The 22,031-nt window shown below is 71.5% G+C and carries 19 protein-coding genes; 6 read left to right on the top strand and 13 right to left on the bottom strand.

What is annotated here, in order from left to right; genetic code table 11:
• Window positions 1-96: 96 nt before the first annotated feature.
• From ACFYZY_RS06865 to ACFYZY_RS06840, 6 genes are all read right to left on the bottom strand, one after another.
• A complete protein-coding gene (locus tag ACFYZY_RS06865; RefSeq protein WP_388690177.1) occupies window positions 97-990 on the bottom strand; it encodes an LLM class flavin-dependent oxidoreductase in 894 nt (297 codons plus the stop codon).
• A gap of 117 nt (window positions 991-1,107) precedes the next feature.
• Window positions 1,108-2,046 (bottom strand): DUF72 domain-containing protein, encoded by a 939-nt coding sequence (locus ACFYZY_RS06860; protein ID WP_388690175.1) that lies wholly within the window; start codon window positions 2,044-2,046, stop codon window positions 1,108-1,110.
• Between the two features lie 132 nt (window positions 2,047-2,178).
• A complete protein-coding gene (locus ACFYZY_RS06855) occupies window positions 2,179-2,721 on the bottom strand; it encodes an RNA 2'-phosphotransferase (RefSeq protein WP_388690174.1) in 543 nt (180 codons plus the stop codon).
• A 191-nt stretch (window positions 2,722-2,912) separates the two neighbouring features.
• Window positions 2,913-3,842: a MerR family transcriptional regulator gene (locus ACFYZY_RS06850; RefSeq protein ID WP_388690173.1), complete on the bottom strand. Its 930-nt coding sequence runs from the start codon at window positions 3,840-3,842 to the stop codon at window positions 2,913-2,915.
• 113 nt (window positions 3,843-3,955) lie between these two features.
• Window positions 3,956-5,749: an SDR family oxidoreductase gene (locus ACFYZY_RS06845; protein ID WP_388690172.1), complete on the bottom strand. Its 1,794-nt coding sequence runs from the start codon at window positions 5,747-5,749 to the stop codon at window positions 3,956-3,958.
• Window positions 5,749-6,594 carry a M24 family metallopeptidase gene (locus ACFYZY_RS06840; RefSeq protein WP_388690171.1) on the bottom strand — a complete coding sequence of 282 codons (846 nt, stop codon included), beginning with the start codon at window positions 6,592-6,594 and terminating at the stop codon, window positions 5,749-5,751. Before ACFYZY_RS06840 ends, ACFYZY_RS06845 begins: the two co-directional genes overlap by 1 nt.
• Window positions 6,595-6,844: 250 nt before the next feature.
• Here ACFYZY_RS06840 and ACFYZY_RS06835 point away from each other — a divergent pair, with 250 nt between their 5' ends.
• From ACFYZY_RS06835 to ACFYZY_RS06820, 4 genes are read left to right on the top strand one after another with little or no spacing between them, the layout of a single operon-like run.
• Entirely contained in the window at window positions 6,845-7,819 is a 975-nt protein-coding gene (locus ACFYZY_RS06835) for an ABC transporter ATP-binding protein (RefSeq protein WP_388690611.1), read from the top strand.
• Complete coding sequence (locus ACFYZY_RS06830; protein ID WP_388690170.1) at window positions 7,816-8,727, top strand: ABC transporter permease; 912 nt, start codon at window positions 7,816-7,818, stop codon at window positions 8,725-8,727. The genes ACFYZY_RS06835 and ACFYZY_RS06830 overlap by 4 nt, the downstream gene beginning before the upstream one ends.
• Before the next feature lie 49 nt (window positions 8,728-8,776).
• A complete protein-coding gene (locus ACFYZY_RS06825; protein ID WP_388690168.1) occupies window positions 8,777-9,688 on the top strand; it encodes an ABC transporter ATP-binding protein in 912 nt (303 codons plus the stop codon).
• Window positions 9,689-9,702: 14 nt separating this feature from the next.
• Window positions 9,703-10,422 (top strand): ABC transporter permease, encoded by a 720-nt coding sequence (locus tag ACFYZY_RS06820; protein ID WP_388690167.1) that lies wholly within the window; start codon window positions 9,703-9,705, stop codon window positions 10,420-10,422.
• A 127-nt stretch (window positions 10,423-10,549) separates the two neighbouring features.
• Here the strand turns inward: ACFYZY_RS06820 and ACFYZY_RS06815 are convergent, their stop codons facing one another.
• Both ACFYZY_RS06815 and ACFYZY_RS06810 read right to left on the bottom strand, forming a co-directional pair.
• On the bottom strand, window positions 10,550-11,884 hold the full coding sequence (locus ACFYZY_RS06815) for a CynX/NimT family MFS transporter (RefSeq protein ID WP_388690165.1): 1,335 nt from the start codon (window positions 11,882-11,884) through the stop codon (window positions 10,550-10,552).
• Window positions 11,881-12,561 (bottom strand): FadR/GntR family transcriptional regulator, encoded by a 681-nt coding sequence (locus ACFYZY_RS06810; RefSeq protein ID WP_388690164.1) that lies wholly within the window; start codon window positions 12,559-12,561, stop codon window positions 11,881-11,883. Before ACFYZY_RS06810 ends, ACFYZY_RS06815 begins: the two co-directional genes overlap by 4 nt.
• Window positions 12,562-12,684: 123 nt before the next feature.
• On the opposite strand from ACFYZY_RS06810, the gene lpdA reads away from it, so the two are divergent.
• Entirely contained in the window at window positions 12,685-14,088 is a 1,404-nt protein-coding gene (gene lpdA, locus ACFYZY_RS06805) for a dihydrolipoyl dehydrogenase (RefSeq protein ID WP_388690163.1), read from the top strand.
• A 158-nt stretch (window positions 14,089-14,246) separates the two neighbouring features.
• Window positions 14,247-14,852, top strand: coding sequence for a rhomboid-like protein (locus tag ACFYZY_RS06800; protein WP_388690161.1), 606 nt, complete (start codon window positions 14,247-14,249; stop codon window positions 14,850-14,852).
• A 155-nt stretch (window positions 14,853-15,007) separates the two neighbouring features.
• Here ACFYZY_RS06800 and ACFYZY_RS06795 read toward each other — a convergent pair whose 3' ends face one another.
• The 5 genes from ACFYZY_RS06795 to ACFYZY_RS06775 form a co-directional block, all read right to left on the bottom strand.
• Window positions 15,008-15,814 (bottom strand): HAD family hydrolase, encoded by an 807-nt coding sequence (locus ACFYZY_RS06795; RefSeq protein WP_388690159.1) that lies wholly within the window; start codon window positions 15,812-15,814, stop codon window positions 15,008-15,010.
• On the bottom strand, window positions 15,811-17,100 hold the full coding sequence (gene serS, locus ACFYZY_RS06790) for a serine--tRNA ligase (RefSeq protein ID WP_388690157.1): 1,290 nt from the start codon (window positions 17,098-17,100) through the stop codon (window positions 15,811-15,813). Before serS ends, ACFYZY_RS06795 begins: the two co-directional genes overlap by 4 nt.
• Before the next feature lie 566 nt (window positions 17,101-17,666).
• On the bottom strand, window positions 17,667-18,602 hold the full coding sequence (gene pheA, locus ACFYZY_RS06785) for a prephenate dehydratase (protein ID WP_388690156.1): 936 nt from the start codon (window positions 18,600-18,602) through the stop codon (window positions 17,667-17,669).
• 78 nt (window positions 18,603-18,680) lie between these two features.
• Window positions 18,681-19,946, bottom strand: a complete 1,266-nt coding sequence (gene efeB / locus ACFYZY_RS06780; protein ID WP_388690154.1) for an iron uptake transporter deferrochelatase/peroxidase subunit — start codon at window positions 19,944-19,946, stop codon at window positions 18,681-18,683.
• A gap of 5 nt (window positions 19,947-19,951) precedes the next feature.
• A complete protein-coding gene (locus tag ACFYZY_RS06775) occupies window positions 19,952-21,964 on the bottom strand; it encodes a copper resistance CopC/CopD family protein (RefSeq protein WP_388690153.1) in 2,013 nt (670 codons plus the stop codon).
• Window positions 21,965-22,031 lie beyond the last annotated feature (67 nt).

Below are 22,031 nucleotides of genomic sequence, written 5' to 3'. Positions count from 1 at the left end.
CCGGGTCGTGGTCGGGGACCGCCCCGGCCGCCCCGGGCCGTTGCCGCGGCCATGGGCGCGGGGCGGCACGGCGGTCCGCCTCCGCGGCCGGGCGCCTCAGCCCAGCTGGGACGGGGCTTCCGTGGCGATCCGTTCGAAGACGGCCTGGTCGGCGGCGAAGTCGGAGTCCGGGACCGGCCAGTGGAGGACGATCTCGGTGAAGCCCAGCTCGCGGTGGCGGCCGGCGAAGTCGACGAAGGCGTCCACCGACTCCAGCGGGCGGCCCCGGTCCGGGGTGAACCCGGTGAGCAGGACCTTGCCCAGGCCGGAGGCCTCCCGGCCGGACTCCGCGCAGGCATCGCCGAGCCGTTCGACCTGGCCGCGCAGGGCCGCCACCGACTGCTCCGGGGTCCCTGCCTCGTACAGCTTCGGGTCGCCGGTCGTCACCCACGCCTGCCCGTACCGCACGGCCAGCCGCATCCCGCGCGGCCCGGTCGCCGCCACGGCGAACGGCAGCCGCGGGCGCTGGACGCAGCCGGGGATGTTGCGGACCTCGTCCGCCGCGTAGAACGTGCCGCGCTCCGTCACCACGTCCTCGGTGAGCAGGCGGTCGAGCAGCGGCACGAACTCGGCGAACCTGTCGGCCCGTTCCTTCGGCGTCCACGCCTCCTGACCGAGCGCGGTGGCGTCGAAGCCGTTGCCGCCCGCGCCGATGCCGAGGGTGATCCGTCCGCCGGAGACGTCGTCCAGGGTGATCAGGTCCTTGGCGAGCGTCACCGGGTGCCGGAAGTTCGGTGAGGTGACGAGGGTGCCGAGGCGGATGCTCCGCGTCGCCGCCGCGGCGGCCGTGAGGGTGGGGACGGCACCGAACCACGGCCCGTCCCGGAAGGTCCGCCAGGAGAGGTGATCGTAGGTGTACGCAGCATGGAACCCGAGGTCCTCGGCCCGCTGCCAGATCTTCTGTCCTTCGTCCCATCGGTGGATGGGGAGGATCACGGTGCTCAGACGCATGATCCGACGATACGCGGGCCCCCGTCGCCACGGACGTGCCGTCGGAGCGGTTCCGGGCCTCCGCCGCGATGAGGGCGGCTGTCGCGGTCGCCCGAACGCCCCTCTCCACGGGCCGCCTTACCGATCCGGCACGTCGGGATCCGTCCCGCCGGGACCCGGCACGGTATGCGACCCGGCGGGTTCCGGGAGGCCGAGCAGACCTCGCATCGACTCCGCGGCGCGGACGGCGGCATCGCCGCAGCAGTTGTTGAAGAGGACGTGGACCTCTCGCGTCCGCTCGGCCATGTCACGGATCCGGGGCACCCACCCGGAGAGCTCCTCGGACGTGTAGGAGTGACGGAACCTCTCTTCCTTGGTGCCGGTGCCCCAGGCGTCGTTCCGGCCGTGGAAGCGCACCAGGGCGAGTTCCGGAGAGGTGACCCGTACGACCGGTGGAACGGACAGGGGGAGCGTCTGCACTATGTCCACGGCCACGGCGGCCGTCTCCAGCTCCGTCAGCAGGCCGACCGTCGCGTCGGCGTTCCGCCCGCGCCACCAGTCGGGGTGCCGGAACTCCACGGCCATCGGCCACCCCGCGGCGCGCTCACGACAGCGGCGCAGGAACTCCACCGCCGGCCTCTCCGGCACGAACCGGGCGGGGAACTGGAACACCAGCGTTCCCAGCCGACCGGTGTCGCGCAGGGGTCCGAGAGCCGCGCTGTACCGGTTCCACACCTCGTCGAGCAGCTCCGGGTCGATGCCCGCACCCCGCCGTCGCTGCTGCGCGAGAGCCGGACGTAGATCGGCCGGGAGCGCCTCGGGCCGGGTCGGGTGCCCCGTGAGCAGGGAGAACGCCTTCACGTCGAACCGGAAGCCCTCGGGGGTGCGTTCGGCCCACAGAAGGCTGTTGCGGGTGCTGGGCAACCCGTAATAGGTGGAGTCCACTTCCGCCACCGGGAAGCGCGTGGCGTAGTGCCGCAGCCTGCCCTCCGCGTCGCGGTGCCCTGCCGGATACCAGCCGCTGGACACCAGCGCCTTGTCCGTCCACGAGCAGGTTCCGACCCTGATCTCTCCCATGCGGCCAGTCTTCCCCGGAAGCGGTGGGGGATTCGTCCGGCACGCGGGGGCGACCGGCCCACGGGGCTACCGGTCCACGGGGGCGTCCAGTCCACGAGGGAGTCCGGTCCGTACCGAAGGCATCGATGGGGGTCAGGACGGGAAGCGAAGAAACTCCGGCGGTACGGCGTCGGCCAGCCAGACCCCGTTGGCACTGACGTGGAAGACGTACCCGGCCCGGTGCATGGCGCTGGCGTCGACGCTCAGCACGACCGGCCGTCCCCGGCGCGCACCGACCCGGGTCGCGGTCTCCCGGTCGGGGGAGAGGTGCACGTGATGGCGCGCCATGGGGCGTAGCCCCTCCTCCCGGATTGAGGAGAGCCGGCCCGCGACCGTACCGTGGTAGAGCCACGCGGGCGGCTCGGCCGCCGGAAGTCCCAGCTCCACCGGGACGGTGTGGCCCTGACTGGCCCGGATGCGGGTGCCCTCGATCGCGAAGCGCTTCTTGTCGTTGGTGGCGACGACGTGCTCGAGTTCCTCGCGGGTGATCGGGAAGCCGTGTTCGGCCGTGGCCCGCAACAGTGCGCCGATCTCGGTCCAGCCCTGTGCGTCGAGCACCAGCCCGATGCGTTCGGGTTGGTGCCGCAGGTGTGCGGAGAGGTACTTCGAGACCTTCACCGTGCGCTGTTCGTCCATGGGACGGCGTCCTCCGGGACGGTTTTTTCCGGCCTGTCGTGAGGTCATGTCCGTCAGGATGCCGAGGTCCCGATCATCCTGGCCAATGATTTCCGGTGGACAGGTTTGATCCACAGCAAAAGCAAGTTATCCACAGAATGCCTGGCCTTTCTGTGGACAACAGCGCCCTCCTTTCCTCCCAGTAGATCGATTTATGCCCCTGTGGATTGTTTCGAGGCAAGTGCGTCCAATGCCCTCTTATGTACTTCTCGTTCCGTGGCGGCCGTGACGAAGGCCGCGACCCCCTCCGCCCCGACCAGGCTCTGCACGGCCCGGATCGTCCCGGCGGGCAGAGCCACCGGACGCGGCTCGTCGTCCTTCGGGGGAGGCGCGTCCTGCGACAGGTGGATCTGGAGGTGCCGGGTGGCGAACAGGCGCATGGCCCGTGCCAGCTCGGCGTCGACCGTCTGCTGGGCGAGCGGCCTCAGCCGTCGCACCATCGTCGCGGCCTCGTCCGCGTCCGCGTCCGAGGGCGGCCGGTGCTCCAGGTAGCGGGCGAAGACGTACTCGGTCGTGAACTCCAGGAACCGCGCGGCGATGTGCTCCACCTGGCCCCGGAGCTCCTTCAGATGGCCGGTGATCGCCGGCAGCGGGACACCGGCCGCGTGCAGCTCGGCCGCCACCGCCAGCTCCTGCGGACTCGGTACGAGGTACTCCTCCGTCTCCCGTCCCGGAATCCGCTCCAGCACGCCCAGCTCCACGGCCTCCCGGATGGCCTCCTCGTCCGGTGTGCCGCCGAAACGGGCGTCCAGCTCCGCGCGCGATATCCGGGTGGCCTCCTCGTCCGTCCACGGCCCGTGGACCTCGGCCACCAGACCGAGCACCCCGCCGAGTCCCCGGCCGGTGTCCCACGCCTCCAGGAGCTCCTTGATCGAGGCCAGGGTGTACCCCCGGTCCAGGAGGTCGGCGATCTGCCGGAGCCGTGCGAGGTGGGCGTCCCCGTAGACGTTCGACCTGCCCCGCCGTTCGGGCCGGGGCAGCAGGCCACGGTCCTGGTAGGCGCGGATCGTCCGTACCGTGGCCCCGCTGAGGTGGGCGAGGTCCTCGATCCGGTACTCCGGCTGTGCTGACTGCTCGGACAAACCCGCTCCCACCGGCCGCGCCTCCACCCCGCCAGCGCGGGGTCCTTCCTGCGACGGATCGTACGACCGCCGCCCCGCCTCCCGTCCGCCCCGCTTCCGGTCCGGCCCGTCGCCTACGCGGGCGGCTGCCACCGGGCGAGGGTCCGCAGGGTGCCCGGACTCAGGCGGGCCAGGAAGCGGACGCCCCGGGCCTCGGGCGTCACCGGGACCACGGCCCGGTCGTTCAGGACGGCTTCCAGGATCGCGTCCGCGACCTTCTCCGGCGGGTAGTTCCGCAGGCCGTACAGCCGGGCCGCCTTCTTCTGCCGCCGCTTCTCCTCCGCCCGGTCCGTGACCCCGGCGAACCGCGCGGTCGCCGTGATGTTGGTGTTGACGATGCCGGGGCATATCGCGGTGACCCCGATGCCCCGGCCGGCCAGCTCGGCGCGCAGGCACTCGCTGAGCATCAGCACGGCCGCCTTCGACGTGCTGTAGGCGGGCAGGGCCCGGGAGGGCTGGAAGGCGGCGGCGGACGTGGTGTTCACGATGTGTCCGCCCTGGCCCCGCGCGGTCATCCGCGCGCCGAAGAACCGGCACCCGTGGATCACACCCCACAGGTTGACGTTCAGGACCCGCTCCCACTCCTCGCTCGTCGTCTCGAAGAAGGAGCCGGTGAGCCCGATGCCCGCGTTGTTGACCAGGACGTCGACGACCCCGTACTCGTCCGTCACCCTGGCGGCCAGCTTCTCCATCGCCTGCTCGTCGGCGACGTCGACGGTCTCGCCCCAGGCGTCCGGGGCGCCGATCAGACGCGCCATCTCTGCCGTGCGGGCCGCCCCCTCGGCGTCCCGGTCCACGGCCACGACCCGGGCGCCGGCCTCCGCGAAGGCGAAGGCGGTGGCTCGCCCGATACCGCTGGCAGCCCCGGTGACCAGGACGAGTTGGCCGCCGAACCGCTCCGCGTACTCCGGCTTCACCCCGGCCTTCGCTCCCGTCGCCGGAACCGGCTTCGGCGCCCCGGCGGCCGGCCCCTCGTGGGCCCGGACGAACTCGGCGATCCAGGAGGACAGCTGGTCCGGCCGGGTGCGCGGAACCCAGTGCTTGGCGGGCAGGGTGCGCCGGGTCAGCTCCGGGACCCAGGTGCCGAGGTCGTCGTGGAGCCGTTCGGAGAGGAAGGCGTCACCGGTCGGCACGATCAGCTGCACGGGCGTGTGCGCGTACGCGTCGGGACGCGGCCTGCGCAGCCGGGCGCGGACGTTGTCCCGGTAGAGCCAGGCGCCGTGCGCGGCGTCGTTCGGCAGCGAGGACGTCGGGTAGTCGCCGGCCGGGACCTTCTCGATCCGCTCCAGGATCTTCGGCCAGCGCTTGCCGAGCGGCCCGCGCCAGGCCAGCTCCGGCAGCACGGGCGTGTGCAGCGTGTAGACGTACCAGGATTTGGCGCCCTGGCCGAGGAGCTGGCCGATCCGGCGCGGGGTGGGCCGGGTCAGCCGCTTGTTGATCCAGTGCCCGAAGTGGTCGAGGGAGGGCCCCGACATCGAGGTGAAGGAGGCGATCCGGCCCTCGGTACGGGCGACGGTGACGAACTCCCAGGACTGCACCGAACCCCAGTCGTGGCCGACGAGGTGGACCGGTCGGTCCGGGCTGACGGCGTCGGCGACCGCGAGGAAGTCGTCCGTCAGTTTTTCCAGGGTGAAACCGCCGCGCAGCGGAACCGGAGCCGACGACCGGCCGTGCCCCCGGACGTCGTACAGCACCACGTGGAATTCCCCGGCCAGCCGCTCCGCGACCTCCGACCACACCTCCTTGGAGTCCGGGTAACCGTGCACGAGCAGGACGGTCGGCCGACCGTCCTCTCCGAGCTCGGCGACGCACAACTCGACCCCACCCGTACGGACCCGGCGCTCCCGCGCCCCGTTGAGCCCCGCCATCAGACCGCTCCCTCGTTCCAGCGCCGCACGTGCGGCAGATCGTCGTCCAGCCAGAACGCGCTCTGTTCCGGGTCCCGGGAGTCGGTGACGACCAGGATCTCCTCGAACTTCGCGCCCGTACCCCGGAACCCGAGGTGCGGCTCGACCGCCCACAACCCCGGCGCGGGCGGGTGGTCGGAGAACTTGTACGGGGACCAGAGCGGCGACCAGCCGTCCCGGTGCCCGCGCACGGCGTCGCTCGCCAGGCCCTTGAGCGCCTGGGTGCCGAAGCCGAAGAGCGTCGGCGCCCACCGGCGCTCCCGCACCCGGTCGATTTTGTGGGCGATGACGCCGAAGGGGTAGGCGCGGTGCCGGTTCGCGTACCCCTGGCGGACCATGAGCCGGTCCACGTCCTCGTATATCTCGCGCAGCGTGCGGCGCTCGCGCACCTCTCTCAGGAGCAGCTCGCGATGGGCCGCCAGGTCGGCGAGCAGCTTGTCGTGCAGGGGGTTGAGTCCCAGACAGCCGCTGTAGCCGATGTCGGCCGTGTAGCCCCGGTGGACCGGCGCCATGTCGAGGATGAACGGCATCCCGGCCTCCAGCCGCCGGTTCGTCGGGAAGAACTGGAGGGGGACCTTGAAGTCCACGAAGGCCGTGCGGTCCCCGAACCAGGCGAACGGTCGGTGGAACCAGTCCCTGACTCCCCGCTCGTACAGCCACTCCCGCTGCATCCGCGCGGCCTCGCGTTCGGTCACGCCCGGCCGCAGTCGGGCCGCGACGGCTTCCGCGCATGCGTAGGAGAGCCGTTGGACTTCCCTGAATCCCCGCAGCTCGGCGGAGAGTTCACGTGTCGCTGCCGATGCCATGCCGACCGCCGTCCCGTGTGAGCGCCCGATCGCGCTACGCGTTCGTAACTTGACATCGATGAATGTGACAATGCTCGGCGGCTGCGTCAAGGGGGTGGACGACGGCCTGTGGAAAAGCCTGCCGGGAGTTCGGCGGAGAACGACTTTCGTCGTTCCGCCCCTACGGGTTTGTACTCCTCTGGTCGGAGAGAGGTCGAGCCGTTGGGCTGACGACCGGTGTGGCCCACGCCACTACCTTCTGAGTGTGACTGTGATCGCGACCGAAAGCCTCAGCAAGCGGTTCCCCCGGGTGACCGCTCTCGACCGGCTCTCCCTGGACATCGGGCCCGGTGTGACCGGACTTGTGGGTGCCAACGGAGCCGGCAAGTCCACGATGATCAAGATCCTGCTCGGGCTCTCCCCCGCCACGGAGGGGCACGCGGAGGTGCTGGGCCTCGACGTCCGGACCTCCGGCGCCCAGATCCGCGAGCGCGTGGGGTACATGCCCGAGCACGACTGCCTTCCCCCGGACGTCTCGGCCACCGAGTTCGTCGTCCACATGGCGCGCATGTCCGGGCTGCCGGCGACCGCCGCCCGCGAGCGGACGGCCGACACCCTGCGCCACGTCGGGCTGTACGAGGAGCGCTACCGCCCCATCGGCGGGTACTCGACCGGCATGAAGCAGCGGGTGAAGCTCGCCCAGGCGCTGGTCCACGACCCGAAGCTGGTCCTTCTCGACGAGCCGACCAACGGCCTCGACCCGGTCGGCCGGGACGAGATGCTCGGACTGATCCGCCGGATCTGGACCGACTTCGGCATCTCCGTCCTCGTCACCTCCCACCTCCTCGGCGAGCTGGAGCGCACCTGCGACCACGTCGTCGTCATCGACGGCGGCCGGCTCCTCCGCTCCAGCTCCACCAGCGACTTCACCCGGATCACCACGACCCTCGCGGTCGAGGTGACCGACTCCGACACGCACCCGGACGGCACGGCCGCGCTCCGCACGGCCCTCACCGCGGCGGGCGTCACCCTCCACCCGGGAACGGAGGACGGACTGCCCGGCGCCGGCCACGTCCTGCTCCTGGAGGCGTCGGGCGAGGAGACGTACGACCTCGTGCGCGACACCGTCGCCGACCTCGGCCTCGGCCTCGTCCGCATGGAGCAGCGCCGCCACCACATCGCCGAGGTCTTCCGTCCGGAAGCAGCCGAGCCGTCCACACCGCACGAGGAGGTGCCGGTCCGATGAGCACCCAGATCCCCCCGCCCTCCCAGGCCGCTCCCGACACGACCCGCATCCACAACATCGGCTACCGGTCCTACGACGGCCCGCGCCTGGGCCGGGCGTACGCGCGCCGCTCGCTCTTCTCGCAGTCGCTGCGCGGCGCGTACGGGCTGGGCCGCAGCGCCAAGTCCAAGGTGCTGCCGATGCTGCTCGCCGGCGTGATGTGCGCGCCGGCGCTGATCATCGTCGCGGTCGCGGTCGTCACCAAGCAGAGCAGGCTCTCGATCGAGTACACGCAGTACGCGATCTACCTCCAGGTCGTCATCGGCATCTACCTGGCCTCCCAGGCCCCCCAGTCCGTCTCCCGTGACCTGCGGTTCAGGACCGTGCCGTTGTACTTCTCCCGCCCGATCGAGCGCGCGGACTACGTCCTCGCCAAGTACGGCGCGATGGCGTCGGCCCTCTTCATCCTCACGGCCGTCCCGCTCCTGATCATGTGGATCGGCTCGATGCTCGCCAAGATGGACTTCGCCGAGCAGAGCAAGATGTTCGGCCAGGGGCTCGTCTCCGTGGCACTGCTTTCGCTGCTCTTCGGCGGGATCGGCCTCGTCATGGCGGCCCTCACCCCGCGCCGCGGCTTCGGCGTCGCCGCCGTCATCGCCGTCCTGACCCTCTCGTACGGCGCGGTCTCGACGCTCATGGGCATCGCCTACACCACGGAGAACCAGGGCGCCATCGAGTGGCTCGGCCTGTTCTCGCCCATCACCCTCGTCGACGGCGTGCAAACCGCCTTCCTGGGCGCACCGCCCATGTTCCCCGAGCTCGGAGGCCCGGGTGCCGGGGTCGGTGTGGTCTACCTCCTGGTCGTCCTCGCGCTGATCGCCGGCTCGTACGGCATCCTGATGCGCCGCTACCGAAAGGTCGGGCTGTGACCGCCCTTCCGTCGCCCGCCACCACCCCTCAAAGGAATGGGCCGCGCCCATGAGCACCCTTCACATCGACCACGTCTCGCGCTGGTTCGGAAACGTCGTGGCCGTGAACGACGTCACGATGGCGGTGGGCCCCGGCGTCACCGGCCTCCTCGGACCCAACGGCGCCGGGAAGTCCACCCTGATCAACATGATGGGCGGCTTCCTCGACCCCTCCACCGGCGCCGTCACCCTCGACGGACGGACGATCTGGGGGAACGAGTCGGTCTACCGCGACATCGGCGTCGTGCCCGAACGGGAGGCGATGTACGACTTCCTCACCGGCCGCGAGTTCGTCCTGGCCAACGCCGAACTCCAGGGCCTCGGCGCCGAGGAGGCCCGGCGGGCCCTGGCGACGGTCGAGATGGAATACGCGCAGGACCGCAAGATCTCCACGTACAGCAAGGGCATGCGGCAGCGCGTGAAGATGGCCTCGGCCCTCGTCCACGACCCGTCCGTGCTCCTGCTCGACGAGCCGTTCAACGGCATGGACCCGCGCCAGCGCATGCAGTTGATGGACCTGCTGCGGCGGATGGGCGCGGACGGCCGCACGGTCCTGTTCTCCTCGCACATCCTGGAGGAGGTGGAGCAGCTCGCCTCCCACATCGAGGTGATCGTGGCCGGACGGCACGCGGCCTCCGGCGACTTCCGCAAGATCCGCCGCCTGATGACGGACCGGCCGCACCGCTACCTCGTCCGTTCCAGCGACGACCGGGCCCTGGCCGCGGCGCTGATCGCCGACCCGTCCACGGCCGGCATCGAGATCGACCACGTGGACGGCGGACTGCGCGTGCAGGCGGTCGACTTCGGGCGGTTCACGGAACTGCTCCCGAAGGTCGCGCGCGAGCGGGGGGTGCGTCTCCTGACGGTCTCCCCCTCGGACGAGTCCCTCGAATCGGTCTTCTCTTACCTCGTCGCGGCCTGAAAGGAGCCTGACCGATGTACAACCCCACAGTCGCCCGGCTCACCTACCGGGCCCTCCTCGGCCGCCGCAGGGCCCTGATCCTCTTCCTGCTGCCCGCCCTGCTGCTGGTCATCTCGGCGGCGGTCCGCGCGTTCAACGGCGCGGACGACCAAGTGGCGTCCGACGTCCTCGGCGGCTTCGCGCTCGCCACGATGGTCCCGCTGATCGGCGTGATCGCCGGCACGGGTGCCATCGGTCCCGAGATCGACGACGGCTCCATCGTCTACCTGCTTTCCAAGCCGGTGAAGCGGCCCACGATCATCTTCACGAAGCTGATCGTGGCGATCGCGGTGACGATGGTCTTCTCGGCGGTGCCGACGCTGATCGCCGGTCTCGTCCTCAACGGCAACGGCCAGCAGGTGGCCGTGGCGTACACGGTGGCGGCGCTCGTGGCCTCCATCGCGTACAGCGCGCTGTTCCTGCTCCTCGGCACGGTCAGCCGGCACGCCGTGGTGATCGGCCTGGTCTACGCCCTGGTCTGGGAGACCCTGTTCGGTTCCCTGATCGCGGGCGCCCGCACCCTGAGCGTCCAGCAATGGGCCCTCGCCCTCGCGGAGAAGGTCACCGGCGACGGCCTGGTCACCTCCGAGGTCGGGCTTCCCACGGCGGTGGTCCTCCTCGCGGTGGTCACCGTCGCGGCGACCTGGTTCGCCGGCCAGAAGCTCCGCAGACTGACCCTGGCGGGCGAGGAGTAGGCCCTCCCGGACACGGACGGGATACGGCTCCGAGGGGGCGCTCCCCCGGAACCGGGAGGCCCGCCCCGGCGCCGCCCAGCCCCGCCGGTCCGGGGCTCCGGGGCTCCGGGCCGTACGGTCCGGAACCTCAGACCGTGCGGTCCCGGGCCGCGAGGAGGCCCACGACGAGGGCCGCGGCGCAGACGCCGAGGACTCCGCAGATCGGCGGGGTCCAGGAGCCGGTGGCCTGGTGGAGGGCGCCGGCCGCCAGCGGACCCGCGGCGGCGAGCAGGTAGCCGACCGTCTGGGCCATTCCGGAGAGCCCGGCGGCGGTCGCCGCGTCCCCGGAGCGCAGCACGATCAGGGTCAGGGCCAGGCCGACCGCACCGCCCTGGCCCACCCCGAGGGCCGCGGACCAGAGCCAGGCCCCTTCCACCGGCGCCGTCATCAGACCGGCGTAGCCGAGTGCGACCAGCGCGGTGACGAACACGACCAGCGGGCGCTGGCTCCGCATCCGGCCCGCGAGCAGCGGCACCAGGAAGGCGCCCGCCACCTGGACCAGGTTGTTGAAGGCGAAGACCACACCGGCCGTGGAGCGGTCCATCCCGTGGTCGGTGAAGATCGTCGGCATCCAGGCGATCAGCACGTACGTCCAGAGCGACTGCAGGCCCATGAAGAGCGTGACCTGCCAGGCGAGGGCCGAGCGCCAGACGCCCACCGGGCGGGGGACGCCCGCCGGGACGGCCCGTACGCCGTGACCGGTGCGGCCCCGGGCGATCAGCACCTGCGGCAGCCAGGCGACCGCCGCCACCGCGGCGAGCAGCGACCAGAAGCCGAGGGACGCCTCCCAGCCGCCGCCCAGGGCCTTCTCCAGGGGGACGGCCGCCGCCGCTGCCACCGTGGCACCCGCGATCATCGAGCCTGTGTACACCGAGGTCATGGTCGCGGCCCGGTCCGGGAAGTCGCGCTTGATCAGGCCCGGCATGAGCACGTTGAGGAGGGCGATCGCCGTTCCGACGAGCACCCCGCCGCCGTACAGCGCGTACACGGACGGCAGAACGCGCACGAGGATGCCGGCGCCGAGCAGGAGGAGCGCCGCGAACAGCACGCGCTCGGCACCGAACCGGCGCCCCAGCCACGGCGCCACCACCGCGCCCGCGCCCAGGAAGAGCACCGGCACCGAGGTCACGAGCGAACTCGCCGTGGCGGAGAGCCCGAAGCCGGCGGATATCTCCCCGGCCAGGGGAGCCACGCTCGCCAGGGCGGCCCGCATGTTGAGCGAGGCCAGCACGATTCCGGTGAGGAGCAGGACCGGATGCGCGAGCAGGGCGCGCCGTGCCGCCGTTCCCGCCGCCGGGGGCCGGACACCGGCCTCGGCGTCGACGAGCACGGACGGCGGCGGTTCCCCAGTGGACACGGGTGCCGGGGAGGCGTCCGCGCCCGCGCGCGCCGAGGAGTCGCCCGTGCGTGCCGCGGCGCTCATCGGGTCCCTTCCGTCAGCTCCGCCACGGCCTCCAGCGGTGCCCGCAGCAGTTCACGGGCCCGGCGTTCCGCCGTGTCCGGGTCGCCCGCCTCGACCGCCGCCACGAGGGCCTCGTGCGCGTCGATGTCGACCGGCGGCATCTCCCGGTCTCCCAGGGCCGCCACCAGGACCTCGTGCACCTGGGCGGAGAAGAAGCGGTAGACCTCAACGAAGGCCGCGTTGTGGGTGGCGCCGACGACAGCCAGGTGGAAGGCGAGGTCCGCGTCCGCGTCCCGGTCGCCCTCCTCCCGCAGGGAGGTCAGGGCCGCCCGCAGCCGCAGCAGGTCGTGGGTGTCGCGCCGCGCGGCCGCGAGCCGGGCCGCTTCGGCCTCCAGGGCGACCCGCAGTTCGAGGACGTCGGCCGCGCCCGCGTGCCGGACCCCGCGCAGGACGGCCGCCGGGTCGGCGGTGGACCTGACGAAAGTGCCGTTGCCCTGGCGGGACTCCAGGAGCCCGGCGTGGACGAGGACCCGGACGGCCTCGCGGACGGTGTTGCGGCCCACTCCGAGCTGCTGCGCGAGTGCGTGCTCGGTGGGAAGGCGGTCGCCGACCGCCCACTCCCCGTCCGCGAGCTGGCCGCGCAGTTGTTCCACCACGGAGTCCACCAGCGAGGTCCGCCCCGCCGCCCTGAGTGCCATGCCGCTCCGACCTCTCCATTCGCCCGGTTGCCCAGTCATCCTACAACTGACCCGCCCGGGAACACCGGACTACTGTGGGCCCGTACGCGGACGGAACACCCTCACCACCCTCGGGAGTCAGTCATGTCAGACCGCTTCGACGTCGTCGTACTCGGAGCTGGCCCCGGCGGCTACGTCGCCGCCATCCGCGCGGCCCAGCTGGGCAAGCGGGTCGCGGTCGTCGAGGAGAAGTACTGGGGCGGTGTCTGCCTGAACGTCGGCTGCATCCCCACCAAGGCGCTGCTGCGCAACGCCGAACTCGCCCACATCTTCCAGCACGAGGCCAAGACCTTCGGCATCAAGGTGGACGGCACCGTCTCCTTCGACTACACGGAGGCGTTCCGCCGCAGCCGCACGGTCGCGGACGGCCGCGTCAAGGGCGTCCACTACCTGATGAAGAAGAACGGCATCACCGAGTTCGACGGCCGGGGCACCTTCCTCGACGCGAACACCCTCCAGGTGGCCAAGGCCGACGGCACCTCGGAGACGATCGCCTTCGACCACTGCATCATCGCCACCGGCGCCACCCCGCGCCTGCTGCCGGGCACGTCCCGCACCGACCGCGTGGTGACGTACGAGGAGCAGATCCTCGCCGAGGACGCCCCGAAGTCGATCGTCATCGCCGGCGCCGGCGCGATCGGCATCGAGTTCGCGTACGTCCTCAACAACTACGGCACCAAGGTCACGATCGTCGAGTTCCTCGACCGCATCGCCCCGCTGGAGGACGAGGACGTCTCCAAGGAGCTGGCGAAGCAGTACCGCAAGCTCGGCATCGACGTCCTGACCTCGACCCGCGTCGAGACCATCGACGAGTCCGGCCCGCAGGTCCGCGTCACCGTCACCGGCAAGGACGGCGCCCAGAAGGTCCTGGAGGCCGACAAGGTCCTCCAGGCGATCGGCTTCGCGCCCAACGTCACCGGCTACGGCCTGGAGAACACCGGGGTCGCCCTGACCGAGCGCGGCGCGATCGACGTCGACGGCCGCTGCCGCACCTCCGTGCCGCACATCTACGCCATCGGCGACGTCACCGCGAAGCTGATGCTCGCGCACACCGCCGAGGCCATGGGCGTCATCGCCTCCGAGACCATCGCGGACGCCGAGACGATGGAGCTCGACTACCCGATGATCCCGCGCGCCACCTACTGCCAGCCGCAGATCGCCAGCTTCGGCTGGACCGAGGCGCAGGCCCGGGAGAAGGGCTTCGACGTCAAGGTCTCGAAGTTCCCCTTCACCGCGAACGGCAAGGCGCACGGCCTCGGCGACGCCACCGGCTTCGTCAAGATCGTCGCGGACGGCACGCACGGCGAGATCATCGGCGCCCACCTGATCGGCCCCGACGTCACCGAGCTGCTGCCCGAGCTGACCCTGGCCCAGCAGTGGGACCTCACCGTCCACGAGGTCGCCCGGAACGTCCACGCCCACCCGACCCTGGGCGAGGCCGTGAAGGAGGCGATCCACGGCATCGCCGGGCACATGATCAACTTCTGAGGCCCTCCCGGCCCCGGGAACTCCTCCGCGGGGCCCGAAGGTTTCTTCCGGGTTCCGCAGGTTTCTCCCCGGCGCCGACGGGTCCGGGTGATAGGCACTGAGAGGTGCCGACCGAAACCCCTCCGGGTGGCGAACCGTCCCGGCCGATCAGGTCGTGGGTGCGTTCGTCACCCGGTACGCACGCGTGGCTGGTGGTCATCGCGCTCACCAGCCTCGTCATCGCGCTCTCCCCGGCCGCCGTGGACACCTACCTTCTCCACCGCAACAGCAGCAACCTCCACCAGCTCGCGCACCATCCGGTACGGGCCCTGCTCGCCAGCGCGTTCTGGATCGAGAACCCGGCCGCCGTCCTGCTGTACGCGGTGCTCTTCGAGGTCCTGCACGCGCCCGTGGAGCGGTGGCTCGGCACCCTGAAGTGGTTCGTCGTCGTCGCCGTCGGGCACGTCGCGGCGACGCTCGTCAGCCAGCAGGTGGTCCTGGCGGCCATCCGCCTCCACGACGTGCCGCTCAGCATGGCGCACGTCGTGGACATCGGGGTGAGCTACGGCCTCGCCGCCTCGGCCGGCGTCCTCACCTACCGGCTCGCCCGCCCCTGGCGCCCGTTCTACCTCGTGGCGGCGGTCGTGTTCTTCGCCGTCCCGCTCGTCACCGACCGCACGTACACCGATCTGGGGCACGCGGTCTCGCTGGCCGTCGGCCTCGCCTGCCGCCCGCTGACGCGCGGAAAACCGGTCGCTCCCCACCGTCCGCCCGGCGCACACTAGTCGCACGGGGGGCACGGGGGACCTCCCGAAGGAGAGGGACGGCCGCTTCGAGCGCGTGGACTCCGGTCCGCGCGGGCCGCCCTCTCCTCCCTCCGTTCCGGACCGCCCGTCCGGAACCGCCCGGTCCGGGCCGCGTTCCGTTCCGAACCGTCCCTTCAGGCGTTCAGCAGCCGCTCCAGAACGACCGCGATGCCGTCCTCCTCGTTCGACGCGGTCACCTCGTCGGCCACCGCGATCAACTCCGCGTGCGCGTTGCCCATGGCCACACCGCGGGCCGCCCAGCCGAACATGGGGATGTCGTTGGGCATGTCGCCGAAGGCGATCGTCTCCGCCGCCTTCACGCCCAGCCGCCGCGCGGCGAGCGAGAGGCCCGTGGCCTTGCTGAGGCCGAGCGGAAGGATCTCCACGATGCCGGCGCCCGCCATGACGACGTCCACGAGCCCGCCGACCGTCGCCCGGGCGGCCCGGGTCAGCTCGTCGTCCGTCAGCGTCGGGTGCTGGATGTACAGCTTGGTCAGCGGCGCCGACCACAGTTCCGCCGGGTCCTCGTACGGCACGTACGGCAGCGGACCCTCGTGGGCCCGGTAGCCGGGACCCATCAGGACCTCGCCCTCCAGGCCGTCGCGGCTCGCGGCGAGCGCCAGCGGGCCCACTTCGGCCTCGATCTTGGACAGGGCGAGCCCCGCGAGCTGCCGGTCCAGGGTGAGCGAGGTCAGCAGCCGGTGCTCACCGGCGTGGTAGACCTGCGCGCCCTGCCCGCACACCGCGATCCCGTCGTACCCGAGGTCGTCGAGGATGTGCCGGGTCCAGGGCACCGCCCGGCCGGTGACCACGATGTGGGCGGCGCCCGCCGCCGTCGCGGCGGCGAGCGCGTCCCGCGTACGGTCCGAGACGGACTCGTCGGAACGCAGCAGCGTGCCGTCGAGGTCCGTCGCGACCAGGCGGTAGGGGAAGGGGCTCACTTGGCGATCGGCTCCAGGACCTCACGGCCGCCGAGGTACGGCCGGAGCACCTCGGGCACCCGCACCGAGCCGTCCGCCAGCTGGTGGTTCTCCAGGATCGCCACGATCGTGCGCGGTACGGCGCACAGCGTGCCGTTCAGGGTGGCCAGTGGCTGCACCGTCTTCTTGCCGCCCTGTTCGTCGCGCATGCGGACGGAGAGGCGCCGGGCCTGGAAGCTGTCGCAGTTCGACGCCGAGGTCAACTCGCGGTACTTGCCCTGCGTCGGGATCCACGCCTCGCAGTCGAACTTGCGGGAGGCGGAGGCGCCGAGGTCACCGGTGGCGACGTCGATGACCTGGAACGGCAGCTCCAGGCCGCTCAGCCACTGCTTCTCCCAGTCCAGGAGCCGCTTGTGCTCGTTCTCCGCGTCCTCGGGCGCGACGTACGAGAACATCTCGACCTTGTCGAACTGGTGGACGCGGAAGATTCCCCGGGTGTCCTTGCCGTAGGTGCCTGCCTCGCGGCGGAAGCAGGGCGAGAAGCCCGCGTACCGCAGCGGCAGCTTGTCGGCGTCGATGATCTCGTCCATGTGGTACGCGGCGAGGGGGACCTCGGAGGTGCCGACGAGGTAGTAGTCGTCCTTCTCCAGGTGGTACACGTTCTCCGCGGCCTGGCCGAGGAACCCGGTGCCCTCCATGGCGCGCGGACGGACGAGCGCCGGGGTCAGCATGGGGATGAAGCCGGCCTCGGTCGCCTGGGCGATCGCCGCGTTGACGAGGGCCAGCTCCAGGAGGGCGCCGACGCCGGTCAGGTAGTAGAAGCGCGAGCCGGACACCTTGGCGCCGCGCTCGACGTCGATGGCGCCGAGCGCCTCACCCAGCTCCAGGTGGTCCCTGGGCTCGAAGCCCTCGGCCGCGAAGTCGCGGATGGTGCCGTGCGTCTCCAGGACGACGAAGTCCTCCTCTCCGCCGACCGGGACGTCCGTGTGGACGATGTTCCCGAGCCGGAGCAGAAGCCGCTTGGCCGTCTCGTCGGCCTCGTTCTGTTCGGCCTCGGCCGCCTTGACGTCGGCCTTGAGCTGTTCGGCCTTCTGCAGGAGCTCGGCGCGCTCCTCCGGCGTGGCCCTGGGGATCAGCTTGCCGAGCGACTTCTGCTCGGAGCGGAGTTCGTCGAAGCGGACGCCGGACGACCTGCGCCGCTCATCGGCGGAGAGCAGGGCGTCGACGAGGGAGACGTCCTCTCCACGGGCGCGCTGGGAGGCGCGAACACGGTCGGGGTCCTCACGGAGCAGGCGAAGGTCAATCACCCCACCAGGCTACCGGTGCGGGTTCGCGCGGCCCCACCGGATGAGGGAGTGCGTGTCCGGCGCACGAGGAATGCGGATACGTCGCCCGACGAGGCGCGACACGACTACGGCATGGCGAGGAGTGTCATTTCAGTGGAATTGCCCCCTTGTTCCTGACTCCGGAGACCCCGGAGTCGACCCCGTGGCATTTAGTTATCCACAGGCTGTGCGGAGAATCTGTGGACCGGGGGAAAGGGGGACGTGATTCCCGCCCGGACGCCGTGGCATTGCGCGGCCAAACCTCATCGATCCACTCATTCAGGGGGAATTCCTCCCCCTGAATGAGTGGGTGTTGCGAAAAACGCTGACGGAGAGGCTGGTGAGGTGCTGTGCGGAGCGATCCGGGAGAGGTGGTCGATCGGGGGGATTTGTCGACCTTGTCGGAGGGCGGTGTCGACTTGTCCCCAGGGTGCGAAGGGCACCTGTGGATAACCTCTGTGGGTAACTGAAAAGTATGCAGATAGGGCTAGTGGCCCGCACCTGTGGACGACTGCGCACACGCGGAACGGCGGTCCGCCACCATCGGGTCAGGCCCGACCGTCCTGGGCCCTCGCCAACCAGTCGGAGGCCGCCATGAACTCCACGTCCGAGGTGCCGCGCCGCAGCGCCGGCACGTCCTCCGCCGTGACGCCCGCCCGCGGGTACGAGCCGAGGAAGCGCACCTTGGGGCAGATCCGCTTGAGCCCCATCAGAGCCTCGCCCACCCGCCTCTCCGAGACATGGCCCTCGGCGTCCACGGCGAAGCAGTAGTTCCCGATCCCCGCTCCCGTGGGACGGGACTGGATCAGCATCAGGTTCACCCCGCGCACCGCGAACTCCTGGAGCAGTTCGAGAAGGGCACCCGGATGATCGTCACCCAGCCACAGCACCACCGAGGTCTTGTCCGCCCCCGTCGGAGCCGCCGGACGGGCCGGCCTGCCCACCAGCACGAACCGGGTCTCGGCATTCTCCGCGTCGTGGATCTCGGTGACCAGCGCTTCGAGCCCGTACGTCACCGCCGCGAACTCCCCCGCGAAGGCGGCGTCGAAGCGGCCCTCCTGCACCAGCCGGGCCCCGTCCGCGTTGGAGGCGGCCGACTCCCACACCGCTTCGGGCAGGTGCTTCCGCAGCCAGTTCCGGACCTGCGGCTGTGCCACCGGGTGGCCCGTGACCGTCTTGATGTCCGAGAGCTTGGTGCCGGGCCGGACGAGGAGCGCGAAGGTGATCGGGAGGAGCACCTCGCGGTAGATCATCAGCGGCTCGCCGGAGGCCAGCTCGTCCAGGGTCGCGGTCACCCCGCCCTCGACCGAGTTCTCGATCGGAACGAGCGCGGCGGCGGCTTCCCCGTTCCGTACGGCGTCGAGCGCGGCGGGGACCGAGACCATGGGGACGAGTTCCCGAGTCGCGGCCTCGGGCAGCGTGCGCAGCGCCGCCTCCGTGAAGGTGCCTTCGGGGCCGAGATAGGTGTACCGAGTGGCGGACATGTCGTCACCTTAATGGTCGTCGGGCACCCGGGTCCGCCGCTCCCCGGCCGCCGACGGTCCGCCTCCGCCCGGCCGGACTCATGCCTCCAGGAGCCGCTGCCCCACGTATTCGCCCTCGGCGGGACCGCCCGGGACCGCGAAGAGGCCGCTCGCCTCGTGGCGGATGAACGGGGACAGAGCGTCGCCCCGGTCGAGCTTGCGCTGCACCGGAACGAACCCGCGCAGCGGGTCCGCCTGCCAGCAGACGAAGAGGAGCCCGGCGTCCGGCGTTCCGTCCGGAGCGATGCCGTCGTGGAAGGAGAAGGGCCTGCGCAGCATCGCCGCTCCGCCGTTCTGTTCGGGGGCGGAGATCCGGGAGTGGGCGTTGTCGGGAATCACCGTCTCCCCGCCCGGGCCGCGCTTGTCCAGATCGGGCTCGGTGGTCTCGGTGCCGCCGGTGAGCGGCGCCCCGTCGGACTTCCGCCGTCCGATCACCTTCTCCTGCCGGTCGAGCGGCAGCTTCTCCCAGTCGTCCAGGAGCATCCGGATGCGACGCACCACGGCGTACGAACCACCGGCCATCCACCCCTCGGCTCCGGTGGCCCCGGCCGGGACGAAGATCCGACGTTCGAAGTCCGCGTCGGTGGGCTTCGGGTTGCCCGTGCCGTCGACCTGCCCCATGAGGTTGCGGGCGGTCATCGGTTTCGCGGTGGCACCGGCCGAGCGGTTGAAACCGTTCATCTGCCAGCGCACCCGGGCCGAGCCACCGGCCTCCTTCTGCACGGCACGCAGCGCGTGGAAGGCGACGAGGGCGTCGTCGGCACCGATCTGCACCCACAGGTCACCCTCCGAGCGCCGGGCGTCCAGGGCGTCCGAGGAGAACGCCGGCAAGGGATCGAGCGCGGCGGGACGGCGGGCGGCGAGCCCGGTGCGGTCGAAGAAGGTGCGGCCGAAGCCGAAGGTGACCGTGAGGGAGGAGGGGCCCGCGTCGAGGGCCACTCCGGTGTCCTGGGCCGTCGGCCTGCCCGACATCAGGGCCCTTGCCGTGGCCGACCAGCGGCGCATCAGGGCGGCGGCCTCCTTGCGACCCGCCCCGGGGGCGAGGTCGAAGGCGACCAGGTGGCCCCGGGACTGGAGAGGGGTGGTGATGCCCGCCTGATGTTTCCCGTGAAACATCACCTCGGTGGAGCCGACCGTGGTCAGGGCCGCCGGACCGCCGGTGCCTGCCGCGGTGCCGTCGCCCGACACGGCCGCGGAGATTCCGGCGCCGCCGGCCGTGCCGACGACCAGACCGGCCGCCCCCGCCGCGCCGACGGTGCCGAGCAGGCGCCGCCGGGAAATCTCAAGGTTCTCGCTCTCGCTCACGCGGGTCAGCCGATCTTCACGTTCTTGTCGATGGTGGTCTGGTCGATGTCGGACGTACGCACGGTCACCTGGATCTTCCATTCACCGGGCATGGGGATCTGGACGCCGCTCGCGCTCCAGTGTCCGGCCTGGATGCGGTCGGGGGCGACGGGCAGCGGGCCCACGCCCTTCGCTTCCAGGGTGAGGGCGACCTTGATCTCGGGAACGTCCAGCGGCTTGCCGTCGGGACGCTCGACGAAGAGGTGGAGGGCGTTGGCGCCGGTGCGCCCGGGGTCGAGACTGAGACGGACGACGCCCTTGCCGTCGATGCCTCCGGTGTCGAAGGGAAGCCGGATGTCGACGGGCCGGTCAGGCACCGCGGCCGGGCCGGAGGCGGCGGTGGACCGGCCGGCCTCCTCCTCGGTGCGACCGGGTTCGGTCGAGGTGAGAACGGTGGTCACGGCGAGGAGGACGACGGCGACGGCGGCCTCGGTCAGCACCGAGCGGCGCAGCCCGGACCGTTCGGGGTCGGCGTTCCGTTCCCGCTTGCGCCGGGCGGTCGCCACGGCGGCCCGCTGCCGGGCGAGCTGGGCGGCCCGCGCGGGATCGATGACGGAGGGACCGGCGGTCCGGCCGGACCCACCGGCCTCATCGGGCCTGCTGACCTCGCTGACCTCGCCGACTTCACCGGATTCGTCAGGTTCACCGGATTCGTCAGGGGTGCCCTCGGGGTTTTCGAGGTTCTCGGAGTTCTCAGGTTCCTCGAGGTCCCTTCCCTCGCCGGTCCCGTCCGCCACGGGTTCCGACAGCCGTCGGGTCCAGCGGCGGGAGAGCCAGGCGATGCCGATGAGGACGCCCATCAGGCCGATCTTGACGAGAAGGAGTTGCCCGTAGCGGGTCCCGGTGAGCGCGGACCAGGAACCGACTTGGCGCCAGGACTGGTAGAGGCCGGTGGCCGCCAGGACGGCCACGGAACCGAAGGCGACCCCGGAGAAGCGTTCGACCGCCACGCGCTCGACGGACGGCGTGCGGTGGAGGGCGACGAGCAGCACCGTCAGGCCGCCGAGCCAGGCGGCGACGGCGAGGAGGTGCAGGATGTCCACGGGCATGGCGATGCCCGGCTGGAGGCCGGTCGAGGCGTGTTCGGCCAGGGCCCAGGTGCCGGCGATCCCGGCGGCCACCACGGTGCCGCCGATACCGAGGCCGAAGGAGAGGTCCTTCCTCTCCTTCGGGTCGGAGCGCCGGGCGTAGGCGCCGAAGAGGACGGCCACGAAGAGCGCGGCCGCGCCGAGCAGCAACAGCCTGGAGGTGAGCGCGGCACCGGTCTTGGTCTCCAGGACGCCCTTCAGACCGGCCAGGTCGAAGGCGTCGGAGAGCTCTCCGGAGCCGGTGTACGGGCTGCGCAGGAGCAGCATCACCAGGGTGGCGCCGGTGAGGATCAGCCAGGCCCGCACCACTGTCCGCTGCACGGGGCGGACGCTCGCACCGCGCGGCCAGCAGACCAGGACGAAGGCGCAGCCGCCGACGAGAACGGCGAAGGCGGCGTACGAGAGATAGCGCGCGATGCCGTAGAGGACGCCGACGAGACCACCGCCGGGAGCCCGGTCGGGCAGCGCGACGGACGTCGAGGAGGGGGCGCCGATGGAGAAGGTGAAGGCACCGGCGACGGGGTGGCTGTCGGCCGAGACGGTCTGCCAGGCCACGGTGTACGTGCCGTCGGGCAGACCGGCGCGGAGCCCCACCCCGTACCGGATGACGGAGCCGCTGCACAGGTCGCGTATCTCGCCGGTGTCGGCCCGTCGTCCTGACGGGTCGAGGACCCGGATGGAGTCGGTGCTCATGGCGACCTGTTCGGAGAAGGTGAGGTTGACCTCTTCCGGAGCGGTGGCGACCACCGCCCCGTCCTTCGGGTCGCTGCCGGTGAGCGCCGCGTGCGCGGAGGCGGGCGCGGCGCCGACGAGCAGCGTGCCGAGCAGCGCGGCCGCCAGGATCAGCAGCCGTGCCAGGGAGGCACCGAGGCGCGGGGCGGTGGTTGTCATCTCTGGGTCACTCCGTCGGCTCTGGTCGGCCGTGCCGACACGGACCGGCCGTGCCGACACGGACCGG

This window comes from Streptomyces sp. NPDC001744, from assembly GCF_042892575.1.
Classification (GTDB): domain Bacteria; phylum Actinomycetota; class Actinomycetes; order Streptomycetales; family Streptomycetaceae; genus Streptomyces.
Note: the sequence above shows the minus strand (reverse complement) of the source record. Positions and strands in the feature narration are given on the sequence as shown.